This window comes from Pseudomonas sp. HMSC076A11, assembly GCF_001810205.1.
Taxonomy (GTDB): Bacteria; Pseudomonadota; Gammaproteobacteria; order Pseudomonadales; family Pseudomonadaceae; genus Pseudomonas; species Pseudomonas aeruginosa.
In genome coordinates this window covers 11,302-30,550 of the sequence record NZ_KV800297.1, presented here as the reverse complement: position 1 = coordinate 30,550, position 19,249 = coordinate 11,302, and the positions used below count along the sequence as shown (strand labels likewise).

At 66.6% G+C, this 19,249-nt stretch carries 18 protein-coding genes and 1 pseudogene; 9 read left to right on the top strand and 10 right to left on the bottom strand.

What is annotated here, in order from left to right; translation table 11 throughout:
* Positions 1-4 precede the first annotated feature (4 nt).
* From HMPREF2716_RS12135 to cysK, 4 genes are all read right to left on the bottom strand, one after another.
* Positions 5-868 carry a DMT family transporter gene (locus HMPREF2716_RS12135; protein ID WP_003119465.1) on the bottom strand — a complete coding sequence of 288 codons (864 nt, stop codon included), beginning with the start codon at positions 866-868 and terminating at the stop codon, positions 5-7.
* Positions 869-1,287: 419 nt separating this feature from the next.
* On the bottom strand, positions 1,288-2,379 hold the full coding sequence (locus HMPREF2716_RS12130) for a polyamine ABC transporter substrate-binding protein (RefSeq protein WP_070621902.1): 1,092 nt from the start codon (positions 2,377-2,379) through the stop codon (positions 1,288-1,290).
* 198 nt (positions 2,380-2,577) lie between these two features.
* Positions 2,578-3,192 carry a LysE family translocator gene (locus HMPREF2716_RS12125; protein WP_003090574.1) on the bottom strand — a complete coding sequence of 205 codons (615 nt, stop codon included), beginning with the start codon at positions 3,190-3,192 and terminating at the stop codon, positions 2,578-2,580.
* A gap of 58 nt (positions 3,193-3,250) precedes the next feature.
* The gene (gene cysK, locus HMPREF2716_RS12120; protein WP_003090573.1) at positions 3,251-4,225 is read right to left on the bottom strand and encodes a cysteine synthase A; all 975 of its coding nucleotides are present in this window, start codon (positions 4,223-4,225) and stop codon (positions 3,251-3,253) included.
* Positions 4,226-4,345: 120 nt separating this feature from the next.
* Here cysK and HMPREF2716_RS12115 point away from each other — a divergent pair, with 120 nt between their 5' ends.
* The 5 genes from HMPREF2716_RS12115 to HMPREF2716_RS12095 all read left to right on the top strand — a co-directional run bounded on the left by HMPREF2716_RS12115 (position 4,346) and on the right by HMPREF2716_RS12095 (position 9,261).
* Positions 4,346-5,431: a DUF748 domain-containing protein gene (locus HMPREF2716_RS12115; protein ID WP_023091219.1), complete on the top strand. Its 1,086-nt coding sequence runs from the start codon at positions 4,346-4,348 to the stop codon at positions 5,429-5,431.
* A gap of 162 nt (positions 5,432-5,593) precedes the next feature.
* Complete coding sequence (locus HMPREF2716_RS12110) at positions 5,594-6,439, top strand: AAA family ATPase (protein ID WP_003090571.1); 846 nt, start codon at positions 5,594-5,596, stop codon at positions 6,437-6,439.
* A 64-nt stretch (positions 6,440-6,503) separates the two neighbouring features.
* Complete coding sequence (locus tag HMPREF2716_RS12105; RefSeq protein ID WP_003101529.1) at positions 6,504-6,899, top strand: GFA family protein; 396 nt, start codon at positions 6,504-6,506, stop codon at positions 6,897-6,899.
* A gap of 48 nt (positions 6,900-6,947) precedes the next feature.
* Complete coding sequence (locus HMPREF2716_RS12100; protein WP_003101527.1) at positions 6,948-8,129, top strand: vWA domain-containing protein; 1,182 nt, start codon at positions 6,948-6,950, stop codon at positions 8,127-8,129.
* Positions 8,130-8,241: 112 nt separating this feature from the next.
* Positions 8,242-9,261: an AraC family transcriptional regulator gene (locus HMPREF2716_RS12095; protein WP_003101519.1), complete on the top strand. Its 1,020-nt coding sequence runs from the start codon at positions 8,242-8,244 to the stop codon at positions 9,259-9,261.
* Between the two features lie 8 nt (positions 9,262-9,269).
* Here HMPREF2716_RS12095 and HMPREF2716_RS29825 read toward each other — a convergent pair.
* From HMPREF2716_RS29825 to HMPREF2716_RS12065, 6 genes and pseudogenes are all read right to left on the bottom strand, one after another.
* Positions 9,270-9,422: pseudogene (locus tag HMPREF2716_RS29825) on the bottom strand (DUF6434 domain-containing protein); the annotation flags it as partial.
* A gap of 131 nt (positions 9,423-9,553) precedes the next feature.
* Positions 9,554-9,787, bottom strand: coding sequence for a type IV secretion system immunity protein Tsi2 (tsi2, locus tag HMPREF2716_RS12085; RefSeq protein ID WP_003090566.1), 234 nt, complete (start codon positions 9,785-9,787; stop codon positions 9,554-9,556).
* Between the two features lie 9 nt (positions 9,788-9,796).
* The gene (tse2, locus tag HMPREF2716_RS12080) at positions 9,797-10,273 is read right to left on the bottom strand and encodes a type VI secretion system effector Tse2 (RefSeq protein WP_003090565.1); all 477 of its coding nucleotides are present in this window, start codon (positions 10,271-10,273) and stop codon (positions 9,797-9,799) included.
* A gap of 146 nt (positions 10,274-10,419) precedes the next feature.
* The gene (locus tag HMPREF2716_RS12075) at positions 10,420-12,009 is read right to left on the bottom strand and encodes an MFS transporter (RefSeq protein WP_003101515.1); all 1,590 of its coding nucleotides are present in this window, start codon (positions 12,007-12,009) and stop codon (positions 10,420-10,422) included.
* A 2-nt stretch (positions 12,010-12,011) separates the two neighbouring features.
* Positions 12,012-13,319 carry an OprD family porin gene (locus tag HMPREF2716_RS12070; protein ID WP_003160477.1) on the bottom strand — a complete coding sequence of 436 codons (1,308 nt, stop codon included), beginning with the start codon at positions 13,317-13,319 and terminating at the stop codon, positions 12,012-12,014.
* 48 nt (positions 13,320-13,367) lie between these two features.
* Entirely contained in the window at positions 13,368-15,206 is a 1,839-nt protein-coding gene (locus tag HMPREF2716_RS12065; RefSeq protein ID WP_003101513.1) for an amidohydrolase, read from the bottom strand.
* Positions 15,207-15,813: 607 nt separating this feature from the next.
* On the opposite strand from HMPREF2716_RS12065, the gene HMPREF2716_RS12060 reads away from it, so the two are divergent.
* The 4 genes from HMPREF2716_RS12060 to HMPREF2716_RS12045 all read left to right on the top strand — a co-directional run bounded on the left by HMPREF2716_RS12060 (position 15,814) and on the right by HMPREF2716_RS12045 (position 19,112).
* The gene (locus HMPREF2716_RS12060; protein WP_003090561.1) at positions 15,814-16,494 is read left to right on the top strand and encodes a hydrolase; all 681 of its coding nucleotides are present in this window, start codon (positions 15,814-15,816) and stop codon (positions 16,492-16,494) included.
* A 56-nt stretch (positions 16,495-16,550) separates the two neighbouring features.
* On the top strand, positions 16,551-16,832 hold the full coding sequence (locus HMPREF2716_RS12055; protein WP_003101509.1) for a XapX domain-containing protein: 282 nt from the start codon (positions 16,551-16,553) through the stop codon (positions 16,830-16,832).
* A 169-nt stretch (positions 16,833-17,001) separates the two neighbouring features.
* Positions 17,002-17,895, top strand: coding sequence for a helix-turn-helix domain-containing protein (locus HMPREF2716_RS12050; RefSeq protein ID WP_003119473.1), 894 nt, complete (start codon positions 17,002-17,004; stop codon positions 17,893-17,895).
* A gap of 113 nt (positions 17,896-18,008) precedes the next feature.
* Entirely contained in the window at positions 18,009-19,112 is a 1,104-nt protein-coding gene (locus tag HMPREF2716_RS12045; RefSeq protein WP_003119474.1) for a DUF1615 domain-containing protein, read from the top strand.
* Positions 19,113-19,249 lie beyond the last annotated feature (137 nt).

Below are 19,249 nucleotides of genomic sequence, written 5' to 3'. Positions count from 1 at the left end.
TCGCTCAGCCGGCCTTGCGGAAGACGAACATCAGACCCACCACGATCAGCCCCATGCCCAGCAGGCTGAGCCAGCCGAGGCGGTTGCCGAAGACCATGAAGTCCATGATCGCGGTCACCGCCGGCACCAGGTAGAACAGGCTGGTGACGTTGACCAGGTTGCCCTGGGCGATCAGCCGGTAGAGCAGCAGGGTCGCGCCCACCGAGACCACGACGCCCATCCACAGCGCGGGAACCAGGAAGCCGGCGTTCCATTCGAACTCGAACGGCTGGAAGGGCACGAACGCCAGGCACAGGCCGAGGCCGGCGAGGTACTGCAGGGGCAGGGTGCCCAGCGGGTTCTCGCGGATGCCCTTCTGCATGATCGAGCCGCCGGTGACGCCGGCCAGCGCCAGCAGTGCGCAGAGGATGCCGGCCGTGGACATCCCGGCCAGGCCGATGCCCTGGTAGACCACCAGCACCAGGCCGGCCAGGCCCAGCAGCAGGCCGAACAGGCGCGCCGGCGACTGCCGGCGTTCGAGGATGACGGCGGTGAGGATCGGTTGCACGCCGAGGATGGTCGCCATCATGCCGGGAGTGACCTGCAGCTTCAGCGAGAAGATATAGAAGATCGGATAGATCCCCAGCATCACCAGGCCGGTGAGCAGGGCCTTGCCGCGCTCACGCGCGCTGCGCGGCGCGCGCAGCCTGAGCAGCGGGGCGAGCGGCAGCAGGCAGGCGAGGGCGATGCCGAAGCGGAACACCAGGAAGGCGAACGGCGAGGAATGCGCCAGGCCCCATTTCGAGGCGATGGCGCCACTGCTCCAGAGCAGGACGAAGAGGCTGGTGCTGGCCAGGCCGGCCAGCGCGGATTTGTTCAGTGCAAACATGGATCTGCCACCTTGTAGTCGGGCATGCCGCGGGCTCGGGCCGGCGGCGGACGGCACGCCTCGGCAGCGGATGGCGCTGCTTGCGGCGGGCTGTGGAAGAGGGTTGGGGCGCTACCGCGCTCGTCAGGGACTGACGCCCGGCGGCGGGCAGGCGGCCGAACCGGGAGGGGGAGGCGGAGGCGAGGCGACTACAGGAGGGGAAACGCAGCCCAGGCTGGCGCACGGCTGGCGCGCGCCGACCTCGCCGGTGGCTACCGGAAGGGCGGGGAGCGAGCTGTGCGAGCGCTGGTTCATGGAGGCTATCCGGTCGATAGAGACAACGAGAGGGACTATAGCGGGCCGTCCGGGATTTGACGAGCCTGTGGGCGAGCCTTGCGCTAAAACGCCAGCCCGGCGACAAACCGGGCCGGCGCCGGGCTTCACTTGCCGGTCTTCACCGTGTTCCAGGTGCGCGTGCGCACGCGGTCGATCTTCTGCGGCATGGATTCCAGGGCGAACAGCTTGGCCATCTTCTCCTGCGGCGGGTAGATCGCCGGGTCGGCCTTGATCTCGGCGTCCACCAGCGGGTCGGCGGCCAGGTTGCCGTTGGCGTAGTGCACATGGTTGCTGATCGCCGCCATCACCTCGGGACGCAGCAGGTAGTTCATGAAGGCGTAGCCGGCCTTCTCGTCGGGCGCGTCGACCGGCATCGAGACCATGTCGAACCACAGCGGCGAGCCTTCCTTCGGCGTCGAGTAGCGCACTTCCACGCCGTTGTTGGCCTCCTTGGCGCGGGTCGCGGCCTGCAGGATGTCGCCGGAGAAACCGACCACCATGCAGATCTCGCCGTTGGCCAGGTCGCTGACGTACTTCGAGGAGTGGAAGTAGCGGATGTACGGGCGCACCTTCAGCAGCGCCGCCTGGGCTTGCTTGTAGTCGTCGGCCTTCTGGCTGTGGTGTGGCAGGCCGAGGTAGTTGAGGGGGATGGGCAGCAGCTCGGGGCCGTTGTCCAGCACCGCCACCCCGCACTTGCTCAGCTTCTGCATGTATTCGGGCTTGAAGAAGATATCCCAGGAGTCCAGCGGCGCGTCGTCGCCGAGCACCGCCTTGATCTTCGCCGGGTTGTAGCCGATGCCGGTGGTGCCCCAGAGGTAGGGGAAGCCGTACTGGTTGCCCGGATCGTTGACCTCCAGGGCCTTGAGCAGCACCGGGTTGAGGTTCTTCCAGTTGGGCAACTGGGACTTGTCCAGCTTCTTCAGGGCGCCGGCCTGGATCTGCTTGGCCATGAAGTGGTTCGACGGGAATACCACGTCGTAGCCGGATTGGCCGGTCATCAGCTTGCCGTCGAGGGTCTCGTTGCTGTCGTAGACGTCGTAGGTGGCCTGGATGCCAGTTTCCTTGGCGAAGTTCGCCACGGTTTCGGGAGCGATGTATTCGGACCAGTTGTAGATCTTCAGGTTGTCCGCGGCGAGGGTTGCGCCGCTGCCGCAAGCGAGGGCGAGGAGGGTGAGGGAAGCGATGCGGGTCTTCATTGTTGTAGGTGTCCTGTCGGCTGACGACAGCGTCGGCGACGGACTGGTTCGCCGCCGGCGCTCAGGGGGCGCCGGCAACGCTGGCCGGCACCCGGGTTTTATCCCGCGTTGCCGGAAGCGAGGAAAGGGGCGGCTTTTACCTGCGGGCCCGCAGACAGGCATCGGCACCGCAGCGGGGCGTCGCTCCGCCCGCCTGCCTCAACTCAGGGCGACCTTGACCCCGAGGGCGATCAGCAGGCCGCCGAGCAGCTTGTCCACCACCCCCTGGGCCCTGGCCAGGCCGCGGCGCACCACCGCGCTCTGGATCAGCACCACCAGCAGCGGCCACCAGAGCGCGGCGAGGCCGACGATGATGCCGGCGTACCAGAGCTTCTCGGCGAAGCTGGAATCCAGGCTCAGCACCTGGGTGAACACGGCGAGGAAGAACAGCGTGGCCTTGGGGTTGAGCAGGTTGCACAGGTAGCCCTGGAGGAAGGCGCTCCAGTGGCCGACGCGCTGCACGCCGCCGACCGCCAGGTCGAGCGTGCCGCCGCCGCGCGAGCGCAGGGCCTGGATGCCGATCCAGATCAGGTAGACCGCGCCGGTGTACTTCAGCGCGTTGAACAGCCACGGCGTGGTGGTGATCAGCACCGCCAGGCCGGCGACGCAGTAGGCCATGTGGGTGGCCACGCCGAGGATCACCCCCAGCGAGGTCATCATCGCCGCCGAGCGCTGGTAGCGCGCCGCGTTGCGGATGATCAGGAAGAAGTCCGGGCCGGGCGAGAGCATGCCCAGGGTGGCGAGGGTGGCTACGAAGAGCGAGGTTTCCAGCATGATTCGATACGCCTGGCGCAAGGCGGCGCCGGTTCGCTGCGGCGCCGCGGGTCGGTGGTTACTGGGTCAGTTCCTGTTCGCTGAACAGGCCGTCGAAGAGCATGCTCGAAAGATAGCGCTCGCCGGAATCGGGGAGGATCACCACGATGGTCTTGCCCTGCATGTTCGGCTCCTCGGCCAGGCGCACCGCGGCGGCCATCGCCGCGCCGGAGGAGATGCCGCAGAGGATGCCTTCTTCCTGCATCAGGCGCAGCGCCATGTTCTTCGCTTCGTCGTCGCCGATCTTCTCGACCCGGTCGACCAGCGACAGGTCGAGGTTCTTCGGCACGAAGCCGGCGCCGATGCCCTGGATCTTGTGCGGGGCGGGCTTGACCTCCTCGCCGGCGAGGGTCTGGCTGATCACCGGCGAGGTCACCGGCTCCACCGCCACGGCGAGGATCGGCTTGCCCCGGGTGTTCTTGATGTAGCGCGAGACGCCGGTGAGGGTGCCGCCGGTGCCGACCCCGGAGACCAGTACGTCCACCGCGCCCTCGGTATCGTTCCAGATCTCCGGGCCGGTGGTCTTCTCATGGATCGCCGGGTTGGCCGGGTTGTCGAACTGCTGCGGCATGAAGTACTTCCCGGGATCGCCGGCGACCAGTTCTTCGGCCTTCTGGATCGCACCCTTCATGCCCTTCGCCGGTTCGGTCAGGACCAGCTCCGCGCCCAGCGCCTTGAGCACCTTGCGTCGTTCCAGGCTCATCGACGCCGGCATGGTCAGGATCAGTTTGTAGCCGCGCGCGGCGGCGACGAAGGCGAGGCCGATGCCGGTGTTGCCGGAGGTCGGCTCGACCAGGGTCATGCCGGACTTCAGTCTGCCGCTGGCTTCGGCATCCCAGATCATGTTCGCGCCGATCCGGCACTTCACCGAATAGCCGGGGTTGCGCCCTTCGATCTTGGCCAGGATGGTGACGCCGCGCGGGGCGATGCGGTTGATCTGGACCAGCGGCGTGTTGCCGATGGACTGCGCGTTGTCTGCGAAGATGCGGCTCATGATGGTGTCCTTGTCGCATGGAGAAAGATCAATCAGCCTATTCCGCCCCCGCCCGCGCGTCCAGACGCGTTCGAACCAGCGGCGCGCCGCGCGTGTCCACTGTCCAGGAGGGCCGTACCGATGAAGAAACGCTATGCCATTCCCCTGGGCAGCCTGGCGGCGCTGCTTCTGTTGTTGCTGGCGCTGCACCTGGCGCTGCCGTACCTGGTGCGCGACTACCTGAACGGCAAGCTGGCCGACATGGGCGACTACCGTGGGCACATCGCCGACGTCGACCTGGCGCTCTGGCGCGGCGCGTATCGGATCGACGGGCTGAGCATCGTCAAGGACAACGGCAAGGTGCCGGTGCCGTTCCTCGACGCGCCGAGCATCGACCTGTCGGTGAGCTGGCAGGCGCTCTGGGATGACCACGCGGTAGTGGCGCGGGTGGTCTTCGAGCGTCCGCAGCTCAACTTCGTCGACGCCGGCGGCGACCGCGACGCCTCGCAGACCGGTGCCGGCACCGACTGGCGCGAGCAACTGGACAAGCTGCTGCCGATCACCCTCAACGAGGTGCGGGTGGTGGACGGCACCCTGCGTTTCCGCAACTTCACTTCGAAGCCGCCGGTGAACCTGCACGCCTCGGCGCTCAACGCCAGCATCTATAACCTGACCAATGTGGCCGACGCCCGGGGCGAGCGGCCGGCGCGTCTCGAAGGCACGGCGCGGATACTCGGCCAGGCGCCGCTGGAAGTGGCGGCGCATTTCGACCCGCTGAGCGACTTCGAGGACTTCGACCTGCGCCTGCGGGTCACCCGCGTCGAGCTGAAGCGGCTCAACGACTTCGCCAGCGCCTATGGCAAGTTCGACTTCAATGCCGGCACCGGCGACCTGGTGCTGGAGGCCCAGGCTAAGCGCGGCCAGTTGGACGGCTACATCAAGCCGCTGCTGCGCGACGTGGACGTGTTCAATTGGCGGCAGGACGTGGAGGATGGCGACAAGAACCTGTTCCGCTCGGTGTGGGAGGCGCTGGTCGGCGGTGGCGAGACGGTGCTGAAGAACCAGCGCAAAGACCAGTTCGCAACCCGTGTGAGCCTGAGCGGTAATGTCCACCAGCGGGACGTCAGCGCGTTCCAGGCGTTCCTCGGGATTCTCCGCAACGCGTTCGTCGAGGCGTTCAACGCCCGTTTCGAGCGTTCCCCGGCGACGCGCGACGACGACGGCTGAAGACGCGGGTGGAACGGCGGGTCGCGAGGTGGCCGGGCATTCAGTGACTGAATGACCCGTCTGCGTTCACAGTGCGCTTGTCCCCGCGTTATAGTCGGGTTTTCAAACAATACTGAACTGCCCGGTTTTCCAGCCAGGGCGTTACCGTTCGAGGATTTCCTGATGAAGTTCGAAGGCACCCAGTCCTACGTCGCCACCGACGACCTCAAGCTCGCGGTCAACGCCGCCATCACCCTGCAGCGGCCGCTGCTGGTGAAGGGCGAACCGGGCACCGGCAAGACCATGCTCGCCGAGCAGCTGGCCGAGTCCTTCGGCGCCAAGCTGATCACCTGGCACATCAAGTCCACCACCAAGGCCCACCAGGGCCTCTACGAGTACGATGCGGTAAGCCGCCTGCGCGATTCGCAGCTGGGCGTGGACAAGGTCCACGACGTGCGCAACTACATCAAGAAGGGCAAGCTCTGGGAGGCCTTCGAGGCCGAGGAGCGGGTGATCCTGCTGATCGACGAGATCGACAAGGCCGACATCGAGTTCCCCAACGACCTGTTGCAGGAACTCGACAAGATGGAGTTCTACGTCTACGAGACCAACGAAACCATCAAGGCGAAGCAGCGCCCGATCATCATCATCACCTCGAACAACGAGAAGGAACTGCCCGACGCCTTCCTGCGCCGCTGCTTCTTCCACTACATCGCCTTCCCCGACCGCGAGACGTTGCAGAAGATCGTCGACGTGCACTACCCGAACATCAAGCAGTCGCTGGTCAGCGAGGCGCTGGACATCTTCTTCGACGTGCGCAAGGTGCCCGGCCTGAAAAAGAAACCTTCGACTTCCGAGTTGGTCGACTGGCTGAAACTGCTGATGGCCGACGAGATCGGCGAAGCGGTGCTGCGCGAGCGCGATCCGACCAAGGCGATCCCGCCGCTGGCCGGCGCCCTGGTGAAGAACGAGCAGGACGTGCAGCTTCTCGAGCGCCTGGCGTTCATGAGCCGCCGCGCCAGCCGCTGAGTGCGTCGGCCCTTTCCGGGGAAAGGGCTGCGGGGCGGCACGCCAGACAGCGGAGGAACATCCCATGCTCAGCGGAAGTTGCCTGTGCGGCGCGGTAAGCTATGAAATCGACGCGCCCATCGAGTCGGCCAGTCATTGTCATTGCAGCCAGTGCCGCAAGGCCCACGGCGCGGCGTTCGCCACCTACGGCAAGGTGCGCCGCGAGGCGTTCCGCTATGTCGCCGGAGCGGACGCGGTGGCCGAATACCACTCGTCGCCAGGCGTCACCCGTACCTTCTGCCGCCACTGCGGATCGAACCTGCAGTGGCTTGGTGGCAACGAGGACCCGACGTACACCTCTATCGCCCTCGGCACCCTCGACTCGCCGCTGCCATCGGTAGCGCAGCGGCACATCTACGTGGGTTCGAAAGCCGACTGGTACGTCATCGCCGACGACCTGCCGCAGGAACACCAATACTGACCGGCGCTCGCGCGCCGGGATCAACGGACAACAGACGAGGTCGCAGCCATGCTGCTCAACCTGTTCAACGAAATGCGCGCAGCCAAGGTGCCGGTGTCGGTGCGCGAGCTGCTCGACCTGATCGATGCCCTGAAGCACCGCGTGGTGTTCGCCGACATGGACGAGTTCTACTACCTGGCGCGCACCATCATGGTCAAGGACGAGCGCCACTTCGACAAGTTCGACCGGGCCTTCGGCGCCTACTTCAAGGGCCTGGAGAAGCTCGACGACCACCTCAAGGCGCTGATCCCCGAGGAATGGCTGCGCAAGGAGTTCGAGCGCCTGCTGACCGACGAGGAAAAGGCGCAGATCCAGTCCCTCGGCGGCCTGGACAAGCTGATCGAGGAGTTCAAGAAACGCCTCGAGGAACAGAAGGAGCGCCATGCCGGCGGTAACAAGTGGATCGGTACCGGCGGTACCAGTCCGTTCGGCTCCGGCGGTTTCAACCCGGAGGGCATCCGTGTCGGCGACGCCGGCAAGCGCCAGGGCAAGGCGGCCAAGGTCTGGGACCAGCGCGAATACAAGAACCTCGACGACCAGGTCGAACTGGGTACGCGCAACATCAAGATCGCCCTGCGGCGCCTGCGCAAGTTCGCCCGCGAGGGCGCGGCGGAGGAGCTGGACATCGACGGCACCATCGACCACACCGCGAAGGACGCCGGGCTGCTCAACATCCAGATGCGCCCGGAGCGGCGCAACACGGTGAAGCTGTTGCTGCTGCTGGACATCGGCGGCTCGATGGACGCCCATGTCAAGGTCTGCGAGGAGCTGTTCTCGGCCTGCAAGACCGAGTTCAAGCACCTGGAGTATTTCTACTTCCACAACTTCATCTACGAGTCGGTGTGGAAGAACAACCTGCGCCGCAGCAGTGAACGCACCGCCACCTTCGACCTGCTGCACAAGTACGGTCCGGACTACAAGGTGGTGTTCGTCGGCGACGCGGCGATGGCGCCCTACGAAATCACCCAGGCCGGCGGCAGCGTCGAGCACTGGAACGAGGAAGCCGGTTACGTCTGGATGCAGCGCTTCATGGAGAAGTACAAGAAGCTCATCTGGATCAACCCCTATCCGAAGGACACCTGGAACTACACGGCGTCCACCGGCCTGGTCCGCGAACTGGTCAAGGAACAGATGTATCCGTTGACCCTGAGCGGCCTGGAGGAGGGTATGCGCTTCCTCTCGCGCGGTTGAGCCAACTGCCTGCGGGACCGGCGACAGGCGCGGCGGCACGCAACTTGCCTACCCTGTGTATCCCGTCCGCGCGGTAACAGCGCGGCGCGCCACCGGTAACGATGGGCACGCCATGATCGATTCGACCTTCTCCCGCGCCACCTGGCTCAACTCGCTGCACATGTCGACCCTCACTCTCTCGCTGCTGGAGAAGGAAGGGTTCGCCCGCGAGCAACTGCTCGAAGGCAGTGGCATCACCCCCGCCGACCTGCTCGACCTGCGGCGCCTGATCAGCCCCTGGCAGGAGCAGCAGGTGTTCGCCAACGCCTGCCGGCTCAGCGACGAGCCGGCCCTCGGCCTGCGCCTGGGGCTGCGCACGCGGATTTCCGCCTACGGCCTGCTCGGCTACGCGCTGCTCTCCGCGCCGACCCTCGGCGAGGCGCTGCGCATCGGCCTCAGCTATCCGGTCTTGCTCGGCACCTACTTCCACCTGTCGCTGGAAGTCGCCGACGGCCGCGCCTGGCTGGTGGCCACCGGCTACGGCGAGGACGAGGCGCTGCGGCCATTCAACACCGAGCTTTGCCTGGGCTCGCTGAAGGTCACCTGCGCCGACCTGCTCGGCCAGCCGCTGCCCTTGCTGGAAGCGGCCTTCGACTATGCCGGCGACGAGGCGATGGCGCGGGCCTACGCCGAGGGTTTCGCCTGCGAGTTGCACTTCGAACGCGAGCGCAGCGCCATCGGCTTCGCCGCCGAATGGCTGGAGCGCCCGTTGCCGCTGGCCGACCCGGTGACCCACCGGGAGATGCTGGAACAGTGCCGGCGGCAGAACATCGACCTGGCCGCGCGCCGCGCCTGGCTGGACAAGGTCCGGGCGATCCTCGCCGAGCGCCTGCAGGACCCGCCGGGCCTGGAGGAACTGGCGCGGCGCCTTAACTGTTCGTCGCGCAGCCTGCGCCGGCACCTTCAGCAGCAGCGCACCAGCTACCAGCAATTGCTCGACGAGTTGCGCTTCGCCCGCGCCAAGGAGTTGTTGCAGAGCGGCGACATGCCGATCTACCGGATCGCCGAGGAACTCGGCTTCAGCGAGACCGCCAGCCTGCGCCATGCCTTCCAGCGCTGGAGCGGCCAGCCGCCGAGCCATTTCCGCGCCTGAGCGCTCGCTCAGGCGGAGGGGCTGGTGTCGGCGTGGCGCCGCCGCCGTTCGTCCGCCACCTCACCCAGGGATTTTGCCGCGCCGTCGCCAATCCAGGCCATGAAGGCACGATCGAAGCGGAAGTCGGCGCCGCGCAGCACGACGAGGAAGCGCCGTACGTCCTGGGCGTTGCGCTAGTCGCGGCACACTGCGGTGTCGCGGGTGATGGTGTCGCCGTGCCAGCCGAAGACCATCTGTCGTTTCTCTGCGCGCGCTGGAGCGGGCGGGCCAACGACGGCCCGCCCACGGGCCGTCAGGACACCGGGTCTTCGATCAGCCGGTCATAGGGCGGCAGGCCGCTGTATTGGCCCAGGGCTTGCTCGTAGGCGTTCTTCAGGTCGTCGGCGGCGAGGTCGTAGCCGACCAGCAACTGTTCGAGTTCAGCGGCGTTCTGCGGGTCGTCGTTCTGCAACTGCGCGTCGAGTTCGCGGGTGCGCGCGGCGACGCACTGGATCGCCACCATCAGGGTCTGGGGTTTCAGGTTCATGGTTCACTCCTAGAGCCCGCGGGCTTTTTCCCATTGGCGGCGGATGGCGTTGCGCACGAAGTTGTCCAGTTGGCCCATGAGGACCTCCCGGTACATCGGCTTGGCCGGCATGATGGTGTAGTGGGTGGCTTGCAGGCGCTTGTTGTAGCTGTCCTGTTTCACCTTAAGGTCCGGCGGGATGTCGGTGCCGTCGGGTATCACGAAGTCGCCGTCGGCGCGGCGCAGCACGCCGGCGCGGTCGAACACCGAGGTGCCGCCGGTGTCCGGGGCGTAGAGGCCGTCGCGGCCGGCGACGATGTCCGGCGCGCGGGCGGGGACGCCAGGGGTGTTGGGGCTGTCGAAGGTCGGATGCAGCAGCGGGGCGACTTCCGCAGCCTCGGCGAGTTCCTGGTCGGGACGCAGGTAGCGACCGACGTCGCCGTCGTAGTTGGCCTTGAATACCGCCCGGTAGAGGGTGAGGCTGGTTTTCTCGTAGTCGTAGGACATGGGTGGACTTCCCTGTGGGTTGCGTTCGCGGCGCCGCGGGTGCGCGGCATCGCTACCGGCCACCGTCCTTGTGGCGCCATCGGCGAGCAGGATAACAGCCGTGGGCGGATCCGCCAGGGGCAGGCGACGACCGTCGCCCGGGAGGCTCAAGGCCTGGCCGCGCCGTGCAGGTAATGGCGGATGCGCACCTCCACGCCGGCGCTCTGGAAGCGCCGGGCGGCGGCCTCGACCCGCAACTCGCCGCGGGTCACCCGCTGGTGGTGGCGCAGGTGTTCCAGCCAGGATTCGTCGATGAAGAACTCCAGCCACAGGCGACGGTTGCCGCTGTCCTGGACCAGCCCCCAGGACACCGCGCCGTTGCGCCGACGCATGGCGCGCACCTCGACCATCGCCGCCTGGAATGCCGCGGCGTCCTGCGGGTCGATGTCGTACTCAAGGGTGACCATCACCGGGCCGCGTTCCTGGTCCACCTCTTCGTCGACCAGTGGTGCCGGCCAGTGCAGCGACGGCGCGAGGTCCTCGGCCTCGGTGACCGGCAGCCGGCAGCGCAGCGACGCGAACAGGCCGAGCAGCAGCGCGGCGCTGGCGCAGAGCAGGGCGAAGGTGATCGACAGGTGGCTGGCGACCAGACCCCACAGGGCGCCGCCGGCGGCCATGCTGCCGAAGAACACCAGGATGTAGACCGCCAGCGCGCGGGCGCGGACCCAGGCCGGCACGGAGGTCTGCGCGGCGACCTGCAGGCTGGAGAGCACGGCGATCCATGCCGCGCCGCTGAGCAGCATCACCGGCACCAGCAAATAGAGGTTGCGCAGCAGCGCCAGGGCCACCAGCACCAGTGCGTAGAGCACGCTGGAGAGCAGCACCAGGCGGTCGCTGCCGAGGCGTTCGCGCAGGCGCGGCAGGAACGCGGCGCCGAGCACCGCGCCGACGCCGACGCTGCCCAGCAGCAGGCCGAAGTCCATGGCGTTGCCATGCAGTTCGCCGCGCACGATCAGCGGCAGCAGCGACATGCCGGCGCTGGCGCCGAGGAAGAACGCCACCGCGCGCACCAGCACCGATTGCAGTGGCCTCGAGCTGCGGCTGTAGCGCCAGCCGGCGCGCAGGGCGCCGAACAGGCGTTCCGCCGGCAGCACCGAGGGCACGGCCTCGCGTTTCCAGGCCAGCAGCACGGCGATCACCGCGAAGAAGGAGAGGGCGTTGAGGGCGAAGGTCAGCCAGGGGCCGACCAGGCTCACCAGCACCCCGGCGATGGCCGGTCCGACCGCCCGCGCCAGGTTGACCCCGACACTGGACAGCGCCACCGCCGCCGGCAGTTCGTCCTTGCCCACCAGTTCCGGAGTGGTGGCGCTCCAGGCCGGCATCATCAGCGCGGTGCCGATGCCCATGCACAGGGTCAGGCCGAGCAGCAGCCAGACGCTGGTCAACTGGAGCAGGGTGAGGCTGGCCAGCAGGGTGGCCACCAAGGCCATCCACAATTGCACGCCGAGCAGGTAGCGGCGCTTGTCGACGATATCGGCGAGGGCGCCGGCCGGCAGGGCCAGGAAGAACATCGGCAGCGATCCGGCGACCTGCACCAGGGCCACGTTCAGCGGGCTGGCGGAGAGCGAGGTCATCAGCCAGCCGGCGCCCACCTCGTGCATCCAGGTGCCGATGTTCGAGGCGATGCTGGCCAGCCATAGCCAGCGGAAGGTGGCTTGGCGCAGGGGACTCCAGGGTGAGGCGGCGGGTGCGGTCATGGTCAGAGCGAGCCTTTGAGTGGGTATTCGACGATCAGGTAGAGGCGGTCGATGTCGTCGCCGGCCTGGGCCGCGTTGGCCCGGTGGCTGAGGTGCGAGACGTTCAGCGAGAGGTCCTTGAACGGGCCCGAGGCGAACAGGTAGCGCAGGTCGAGGTCGCGCTCCCAGTGCTTGCCGCCGCTGCCCTGCAAGGGCCGGTAGCGGCCATCGGCGCCCAGCGGGTTGTAGGCGCCGCCGGCCGGCGCATGGCTGCCGTCGATGGCGCGGCCGCTGACGTAACGCGCCATGAAGCTCAGCCCCGGCAGGCCGAACGGGGCCAGGTCGAGGTCGTAGCGGGCCTGCCAGGAGCGTTCGCCGGGACCGTTGAAATCGGCGTACTTGATCGAGTTGGCGAGGTAGATGGAGTCACCTCCGACGAAGTCGAACGGCGTATCCCCATGGACACGCTGGTAGGCCAGGGAGAAACCCTGCGCGCCGACGCGGTACTTCAGTTGCAGGCTGTAGGCCAGGGTGTCGATCGCGCCGGCCCGGCTGCGGCCCTGGTCGCGCGTGCGATAGAGGTTGCCATCCAGGCTGAACGCGGCACGTTGCAGGTTCATGTTGAGATAGACCTGGCGCCAGACGTTGTCCAGTTGCGCGGCGAACAGCGAGCCGCTCAGGTTGTCGCTGGCCGCCAGGCTGGCGCCGGCGAAGCCGATGGCGCTGCCGGCGGTGCTCGCGCCGTAGCCGTCGAAGTCGCCATGGCCGGAGCTGGAGGCCTGTTCCTTGAAGGCGGTGAAGCGCCCGGCCTGGATCCGCACGCGGTCGAGGTCGTCGCTCTGCAGGAAGAAGCCCCTGGCGTACTGGGGTTGCAGGCGCTTGTCGCTGGTATCGAAGACCGGGGTCTCGACGGTCATTTCGCCGACCTTGAGCAGGCTCTCGCCGAGCCGCAGCTTGAGTGCGGCGCCGGCGTCGGAATACTCGCTGGCGTTATCGCCGGATGAGTCCAGCGGCAACAGGCCGGTGCCGGCATGGCCACGTCCGCCGTCGAGCTTGAAGCCGGCGAAGCCGTGGAGATCGAGGCCGAAACCGACGCGGCCGGGAGTATAGGCCGACTCCAGGTCGGCGATCAGGCCGTGTGCCCATTCCTTGCGGTAGCCGCGCCCGGCGTCCGCGCGGCGATAGTCGTTGTAGAGGAAGTAGTTGCGGTTGAGCAGGCGCCACTCCAGGTAGTCGGGTGCCTTGGCTTCCTCTGTCGCGGCGTGGCACGGCGAGGTGCCGCCCAGCGCCAGGAAAAGGGCCAGGCGGCCGACCGGTCGAACGCGGATCATCGGGAAAACTCCGGGCGAGGCGGGCCGCGAAGGGCCCGCCCGGGTACGTCAGAAAGCGAAGCAGGAACAGCCGAATGCGCCCCAGAAACCCTGGAAGTCGCTCACCGGTACGTTGGAGTGGCGCGCGCGGTTGTGCTCGTGGGCGTGTACCGCGCAGGCACCGACGCACTGGTGGACCTGGGCGGTCAGCGGCGCGCCTTGCCGCCAGTGGCCGGGTACCTTGGCCACCGGCGACCAGTCCGGCAGCACCGGCGGCGCCGGCGGACCGAGCTTGTCGAACTCGGCGGCGGCATAGACGACCTTGCCGTCGACCACCGTGAGCACCGACTCGATCCACTTGATGGCCTCTTCCTCGACGCCGAAGAAGTCCGCCGACAGCGCCGCCAGGTCGGCGAGCTGGCCAACCTTGATCTGTCCTTTCTTGCCCTGCTCGCTGGAGAACCAGGCGCTGCCGTGGGTGAACAGCTGCAATGCGGTTTCCCGCGGCAGGCCCTGCGGATACAGGGCCATGCCGCCGACGGTGCGGCCGCTGACCAGCCAGTACAGCGAGGTCCAGGGGTTGTAGCTGGAGACCCGGGTGGCGTCGGTGCCGGCACCCACCGGCACGCCCTCGGCGAGCATGCGCTGGATCGGCGGCGTGGCCTCGGCGGCCTTGGCACCGTAGCGGTCGACGAAGTACTCGCCCTGGAAGGCCATGCGGTCCTGGATCGCGATGCCGCCGCCGAGTGCCCGCACCCGCTCGATGTTGCGCGGGGTGATGGTCTCGGCGTGGTCGAAGAACCAGGGCAGGCCGTTGAACGGAATGTCGCGGTCGACCTTCTCGAACACGTCGAGCATCCGCGAGATCGATTCGTCGTAGGTGGCGTGCAGGCGGAACGGCCAGCGCTGCTCCACCAGGTGGCGGACCACCGGCTCCAGCTCCTGCTCCATGGTCTGCGGCAGGTCCGGGCGCGGTTCGAGGAAGTCCTCGAAGTCGGCGGCGGAGAACACCAGCATCTCGCCGGCGCCGTTATGGCGGAAGAAATCGCTGCCCTGGCCGTACTTGACGCTGCCGGTCCAGTTCTTGAAGTCGGCGAGTTCTTCCTTCGGTTTCTGGGTGAACAGGTTGTAGGCGATGCGTACGGTGAGCTGGCCCTGGTCGGCCAGTTCGCGAATCACCTGGTAGTCGTCCGGGTAGTTCTGGAAGCCGCCGCCGGCGTCGATCGCGCTGGTCAGGCCGAGGCGGTTGAGTTCGCGCATGAACTGGCGGGTGGAGTTGACCTGGTATTCCAGCGGCAGCTTCGGTCCCTTGGCCAGGGTGGCGTAGAGAATCATCGCGTTGGGCCGGGCGATCAGCATGCCGGTGGGTTCGCCGCTGCTGTCGCGGACGATCTCGCCGCCGGGCGGGTTGGGCGTGTCCTTGGTGTAGCCGACCACGCGCAGGGCGGCGCGGTTGAGCAGGGCGCGATCGTACAGGTGGAGGACGAACACCGGGGTGTCCGGCGCGGCCTTGTTCAATTCCTCCAGGGTCGGCATGCGCTTCTCGGCGAACTGGAACTCGTTCCAGCCGCCGACCACCCGCACCCACTGGGGGCTGGGCGTGCGTTCGGCCTGGTTCTTGAGCATGCGCAAGGCGTCGGCCAGGGAGGGCACGCCTTCCCAGCGCAGCTCCAGGTTGTAGTTGAGGCCACCGCGGATCAGGTGCAGGTGCGAGTCGTTGAGACCGGGGATCACGGTGCGCTTCTGCAGGTCGATCACCTGGGTGGCGCTGCCGCGATGGAGCATCGCCTCGGCGTCGTTGCCGACGGCAAGGAACTTGCCGTCCTTGATCGCCACGGCGGTGGCGGTGGGGTTGTCGCGGTCCACGGTGTGGAAACGGCCGTTGTGCAGGATCAGGTCGGCGGTCATGGAACCTCCTGGGTTGCTTGCGGGAGAAAGGCTGGCGGCGTTGGCGAAGGGCAGGGCGGACCACAGGACTCCGGCGGCGCCCAGCACCGAACTGGTAGTGAGGAAATGGCGGCGGTCCTTGCTCGGCGGATCGTGGCTCATGGCGTGCTCCTGGCAGCGGGGCGGAATCGGTCAGCGAGGGCGGCGGCGAGAGAGGCCACCGGACAGGATAGGTGCGGCGGAAAACGTACGGGACGAAAGAGCGGTTTTCCCGAATGACGCATCCTCCTGCAAGCGCAACTTGCTGGTGGTCGATAGCAAGTAAGGCGCGAGACATGTCCTGAACTTCATGGGGGCTTTTTCTTATAGGGCGGACTGTCGATTCTGCTAGCTGGTAATCCTTCTTTTATTGTCTCTGTGTGCGCTTTTTGTATGGATGTGTCGAATATTTTGAATATCGCCGTTCAAATTTATCCAGGGCCGAAGTTCAGTGATTTATTTTCTCGAAAAGTTTGTTTTTTCCAATATTCATGCTTCATAGTCTGGCCGGCCACGGGAAATTATCTGTTGGCCCGCGTGCTGTTGTGCGCAACAGCTGGAATTCATCGTTCGTTGTCAGGAAACAATCATGAGCCACTATCTCGAAGTTCTAACTCCGCAGAACAGCCAGATCATCTTCATCGACCAGCAGCCACAGATGGCATTCGGCGTACAGTCCATCGATCGCCAGACGCTGAAGAACAACGTAGTGGGCCTGGCCAAGGCGGCGAAGGTATTCGACATCCCGGTCACCATCACCACGGTGGAAACCGACAGCTTCTCCGGCCCGACCTATCCGGAGCTGCTGGCGGTGTTCCCCGAACAGAAGATCCTCGAACGCACCTCGATGAACTCCTGGGACGACCAGAACGTGCGCGACTCGCTGGCCGCCGCGGGCCGCAAGAAGGTCGTGGTCGCCGGGCTGTGGACCGAGGTCTGCAACACCACCTTCGCCCTCTGCGCCATGCTCGAGGGCGGCTACGAGATCTACATGGTGGCCGATGCCTCGGGCGGCACCTCCAGCGACGCCCACAAGTACGCCATGGACCGCATGGTCCAGGCCGGCGTGGTACCGGTGACCTGGCAGCAGGTCCTGCTGGAGTGGCAGCGCGACTGGGCCCGCCGGGATACCTACGACGCCGTGATGGCCATCGCCAAGGAGCATTCCGGGGCCTACGGCATGGGCGTGGACTACGCCTACACCATGGTGCACAAGGCGCCCGAGCGGGTGACCCACGGCGAACGCATCGGCCCGAATCCGGCCAAGTGAATGCCGGCCGTGCCGCTCCGGTCCGCCGGGCGGCACGGCCGCGAAGGAGAACGAAGATGAAGCTCTACGTATTGTCGCTGGGCGCCGGACTGTTGGTGGGGATCGTCTACAGCCTGCTGCAGGTGCGTTCGCCGGCTCCGCCGCTGGTGGCGCTGGTGGGGTTGCTCGGCATCCTGCTCGGCGAGCAGGTCATCCCGGTCGGCAAGCAATTGCTCGGCGGTTGCGCGTTCGCCTCGGCCTGCGACAAGGCGGGTTCGGTCGGCCATGTGCTGGGGCAACTACCGGGTCGGCATCGCCTCGACCAGGCCGCTGGCCCGTCGGAAAAGGAAAAGGGTTGAGCGTTATATCATCGAGTAACAGCGCAGTAATCTGGTAGTTATCTTCGTCGGTTAGATTTCCCCGGAACGGCTCCCTCGGATTAATCTCTGGGGGAGCTTTCGTGCGTCGTTTTTCGCGTCGAGAGAAAAGTGTCACGAGATCATCAGGCGCATGGAATCAGGGGGAGTCATGACTGTTGCCATAGACAGAACAAAGGGCGACCAATCCACGCCAGGGAACATCATAAGGGGAGAAGGGTACGCCTTGATTCGCAATAGTGAGGCGACTCCCGATCCGGACAAGGTGATCCATATTCCTTGTGCCGATTCGTTTTCCGTCATCGTGCAGTTGCGCGATTTCAATTCCCATCGTCTCTGGAATGGAAACAAACTGGTCTTCGATGGCGGACATCCACGGAAAAGTATCTCCATCGCCTATCTTGGCGATGAAATAAAGTGCCAGCACCGGACAACTTACGACAATGTCCGCTTCATGTTGCCGCGCGCTTCGATAAAGGAGTTTCTCTACGAAGAAGGGCAACGCGCGTCCGCCGAGCCGGAGCGGATCATCGGTGTCGACGATCCGGTGGTCTATCACCTGGCGCTGGCGCTGCTGCCCAGCTTCGCCAGGGCGGGCGAGCGCAACGAACTGTTCATCGAGCAGGTCATGCTGGCGCTGTTGACCCACGTTCAGGATCGCTTCGCTTCGACCCAGGTCCCGGTCTGCACCGGCAAGGGCCTGGCGCCCTGGCAATTGCGCAGGGCCAAGGAGCTGATCGCCGGGCATCTGGCCGAGGGCGTGTCGGTGGCGCGCCTGGCCGAGGAGTGCGGGCTCTCGCGCAGCTATTTCACCAAGGCCTTCAAGTGCAGCACCGGTGTTTCGCCCCACGAATGGCTGATGCGCATGCGCGTCGACCGGGCCAAGGAGCTGATGCTGGGCAGCGACGAACCGCTTTCGCAGATCGGCGTCGCCTGCGGCTTTTCCGACCAGCCGCATTTCTCGCGGATCTTTCTCCGGCTGGCCGGCGCCTCGCCCTCGACCTGGCGTCGGGTCAAGCGGCAGCGCACCGACGCAGCGCTGTGAACCGCGACCGTGCGTGACGGACGGTACGGAAGCCGCCGGATGCTCGGCTAGAATGCCCTGGCTTCGGCGGTCGCCATTGGCCGCCCACTTCGCAACGGAACAGGGAATCGCAGATGAAAGCAGTACGCCAGGGTCGCGGCGTAACGGGGTTGCTCATGCTCCTGGCGCTGGCCGGGTGCAGTTCGCGGTCGGCGGAGCCGCCGCCGCCCAACCCCGACGAAGTACGGGCGAAGATCGTCCGCCTGATGCCGGCCACGGTGCGCGATCGCCAAGGGTGGGCCAGCGATATCTACGCGGCCTTTTCCGCCCAGCAGATCTACCCCAGCGACGAGAATCTCTGTGCGGTGCTGGCGGTGACCGAGCAGGAGTCCACCTACCAGGTCGACCCGCCGGTGGCCGGCCTGGGCAGGATCGCCACCCGCGAGGTCGAGCGTCGTGCCGGCAAGCTGCACGTGCCGGCGTTCCTGGTCAGCTCGGCGCTGAATATCAAGTCGCCCGATGGCCGCACCTACAGCCAGCGCCTGGCCGCGGCGCGCACGGAGAAGGAACTGAGCGAGACATTCGACGATTTCATCGCCATCGTGCCCATGGGCGGCAAGCTGTTCGGCGGCTTCAACCCGGTACACACCGGCGGGCCGATGCAGGTCAGCATCGCTTTCGCCGAGCAGCACGCGGACGGCTATCCCTATCCGCTGGACGGCAGCATCCGCCGCGAGGTGTTCAGCCGGCGCGGCGGCATGTATTTCGGCATCGCCCACCTGCTTGGCTATCCGGCGGACTACCCGGCGCCGCTGTACCGCTTCGCCGACTTCAACGCCGGCTGGTATGCCAGTCGCAACGCCGCGTTCCAGAGCGCGGTGAGTCGCGTCTCGGGGATTCCGCTGGCGCTGGATGGCGATCTGATCCGCTACGGCACGCGCACGCCGGGCTCCACCGAACTGGCCGTGCGCAGCCTCGGCAAGCGCCTGGACATGAGCGACGCGGCGATCCGCCGGGCGCTGGAGCAGGGCGACAGCCCGGAGTTCGCCGACAGCGCGCTGTACCGCAAGGTCTTCGCCCTGGCCGAAAGCGCCACCGGCAAGACATTGCCCCGCGCCGTGCTGCCGGGGATCGCCCTGGAGAGCCCGAAGATCACCCGCAAGCTGACCACCGCCTGGTTCGCCAAGCGCGTCGACGAACGCTACCAGCGCTGCATGGCGCGCGTGCGGAAACGCTGAGTCCATCGTCGCGCGGGTCGAACCTGGCGCCGCCGCGGGAGTCTGCCGTCCTGTCAGCCAAGCTCATGGAGAAGCAGCGTATGAAGACCCGATACAGCGCCGAGGCACCGGCGCGCGACGAACTGGACCGGCTCGCC

Coding starts and splice junctions, on each gene's coding strand:
- HMPREF2716_RS12115 (WP_023091219.1), top strand. CDS start 4,346: ATGAAGAAACGCTATGCCATTCCCCTGGGCAGCCTGGCGGCGCTGCTT.
- cysK (WP_003090573.1), bottom strand. CDS start 4,225: ATGAGCCGCATCTTCGCAGACAACGCGCAGTCCATCGGCAACACGCCG.
- HMPREF2716_RS12110 (WP_003090571.1), top strand. CDS start 5,594: ATGAAGTTCGAAGGCACCCAGTCCTACGTCGCCACCGACGACCTCAAG.
- HMPREF2716_RS12065 (WP_003101513.1), bottom strand. CDS start 15,206: ATGACCGCCGACCTGATCCTGCACAACGGCCGTTTCCACACCGTGGAC.
- HMPREF2716_RS12135 (WP_003119465.1), bottom strand. CDS start 868: ATGTTTGCACTGAACAAATCCGCGCTGGCCGGCCTGGCCAGCACCAGC.
- HMPREF2716_RS12125 (WP_003090574.1), bottom strand. CDS start 3,192: ATGCTGGAAACCTCGCTCTTCGTAGCCACCCTCGCCACCCTGGGCATG.
- HMPREF2716_RS12070 (WP_003160477.1), bottom strand. CDS start 13,319: ATGATCCGCGTTCGACCGGTCGGCCGCCTGGCCCTTTTCCTGGCGCTG.
- HMPREF2716_RS12045 (WP_003119474.1), top strand. CDS start 18,009: ATGAAAGCAGTACGCCAGGGTCGCGGCGTAACGGGGTTGCTCATGCTC.
- HMPREF2716_RS12095 (WP_003101519.1), top strand. CDS start 8,242: ATGATCGATTCGACCTTCTCCCGCGCCACCTGGCTCAACTCGCTGCAC.
- HMPREF2716_RS12050 (WP_003119473.1), top strand. CDS start 17,002: ATGACTGTTGCCATAGACAGAACAAAGGGCGACCAATCCACGCCAGGG.
- HMPREF2716_RS12075 (WP_003101515.1), bottom strand. CDS start 12,009: ATGACCGCACCCGCCGCCTCACCCTGGAGTCCCCTGCGCCAAGCCACC.
- HMPREF2716_RS12100 (WP_003101527.1), top strand. CDS start 6,948: ATGCTGCTCAACCTGTTCAACGAAATGCGCGCAGCCAAGGTGCCGGTG.
- HMPREF2716_RS12055 (WP_003101509.1), top strand. CDS start 16,551: ATGAAGCTCTACGTATTGTCGCTGGGCGCCGGACTGTTGGTGGGGATC.
- HMPREF2716_RS12105 (WP_003101529.1), top strand. CDS start 6,504: ATGCTCAGCGGAAGTTGCCTGTGCGGCGCGGTAAGCTATGAAATCGAC.
- tse2 (WP_003090565.1), bottom strand. CDS start 10,273: ATGTCCTACGACTACGAGAAAACCAGCCTCACCCTCTACCGGGCGGTA.
- HMPREF2716_RS12060 (WP_003090561.1), top strand. CDS start 15,814: ATGAGCCACTATCTCGAAGTTCTAACTCCGCAGAACAGCCAGATCATC.
- tsi2 (WP_003090566.1), bottom strand. CDS start 9,787: ATGAACCTGAAACCCCAGACCCTGATGGTGGCGATCCAGTGCGTCGCC.
- HMPREF2716_RS12130 (WP_070621902.1), bottom strand. CDS start 2,379: ATGAAGACCCGCATCGCTTCCCTCACCCTCCTCGCCCTCGCTTGCGGC.